Source organism: Peptostreptococcus anaerobius 653-L (genome assembly GCF_000178095.1).
Classification (GTDB): Bacteria; Bacillota; Clostridia; order Peptostreptococcales; family Peptostreptococcaceae; genus Peptostreptococcus; species Peptostreptococcus anaerobius.
Genome location: NZ_ADJN01000068.1, coordinates 1 through 1468, shown reverse-complemented (window position 1 = coordinate 1468; position 1468 = coordinate 1). Strand labels below are relative to the sequence as shown.

2 protein-coding genes are annotated in these 1468 nt (G+C 32.6%); both read right to left on the bottom strand.

Going from position 1 to position 1468, the window contains the following annotated elements:
* Positions 1-34: 34 nt before the first annotated feature.
* On the bottom strand, positions 35-886 hold the full coding sequence (locus HMPREF0631_RS08905) for an IS3 family transposase (RefSeq protein WP_242821673.1): 852 nt from the start codon (positions 884-886) through the stop codon (positions 35-37).
* A partial coding sequence (locus HMPREF0631_RS10060) for a helix-turn-helix domain-containing protein (RefSeq protein WP_330360463.1) occupies positions 874-1468 on the bottom strand: 595 nt, incomplete at its 5' end. The genes HMPREF0631_RS08905 and HMPREF0631_RS10060, both read right to left, overlap by 13 nt.

Below are 1468 nucleotides of genomic sequence, written 5' to 3'. Positions count from 1 at the left end.
TGATGTGTACCCATAAAACTGGACACATTAATATTTAGTTTACATTCATGGATGCTAACCTATACAAAGTAGGTGGCATCCATTTTGTTTTCTTCTGAATCCTTTCGTTGTTGTAGTAATATATATATTCATCTATTGCTTTTGAAAACTCTTTAAATGTCTTAAAATCTCTCTCATATCCATAATACATCTCTGTTTTTAGTCTGCCAAAGAATGTTTCCATAATACAGTTATCGTAGCAGTTTCCTTTTTTTGACATTGACTGCGTTATTTGATGCTTTTCTAGTTCTTTGATGTAGTAGCTGTTTTGATATTGCCATCCTTGGTCTGAGTGCATGATTAAGCCTTCTACGCATGGAAACTTTTCAAACGCTCTATCAAGCATTCTTGATACTTGCTCTAGATTTGGATGTAAGGATAAGTCATATGAGATGATCTCGTTTGTATACATATCTAATATTGGTGATAGATAGCATTTACCCCATGCAAAGTTAAATTGGGATACATCTGTAGTCCACTTAGTACATGGCTTTGTTGCTGTGAAGTCTCTATTTATGATGTTACCAGCTACTTTACCGACATTGCCAATATATGAATGATATTTTTCTTTTGGTCTCTTGCCTAAAAGATTCATATTGTGCATAAGTCTTTGAACTCTTTTGTGATTAACTATATATCCTTTACTTAAGAGCGTTTGATGAACTCTTCTTACTCCGTATCTACCCTTGTTTGAAGTAAATATTTCTTTTATTTGTTCTTTGATCTCTTTGTTTCTTAGATCAACTTTGTCAACTTTACTTAATTCGTAGTAGTATGTTGATTTAGGCATGTTCATAGCCTTTAAAAGATATTTTAATTTGTACCCTTCAGTTCTTAGTTCTCTGATGACTGCTGCTTTTTCGCCTTGAGATATGCAGCATACTTTTCTCTTCTCAAGGCGTCTAATTTTTTTTCGACTGCTTGAACTGTTCTTAAGTATTCATTTTCTTCTCTTAAACGAATAAGTTCTTCTCTTTCTGATTCGTTAAGTGGCTTTGGATCTATATTAGTGTTTTCATTCTTATCTTTCATTTTAGGTGGACGTCCTCTTTTCTTAATCTCAAGAGAATTATACCCAAATTTTTTATATTTGTTAACCCATTGATAAAGAATATTTGTATTTATTCCAGATTTAAGTGCTGTTTCTTCGTAAGAATTTCCTGCTAATACTTTTGATACAAGCTTAAACTTTTCTTCTGCACTCCACTTTTTATTCTGTTCATTGTGTTTAAGGATTTCTTCTCCATGAAAATCTACAAGTTTGCTCCAATATCTAATTTTGTCTCTAAACGTACGAGGTTTAACACCTTCTGGTGTTTCCATCCACTTTCCTTGTTTGTATAGTTCTACGCATTCTTTTTTGAATTCATAACTATATCGCATAAAAATACCCTCCTTACTGGTTTGTCCAGTAAAGAGGGTACATATC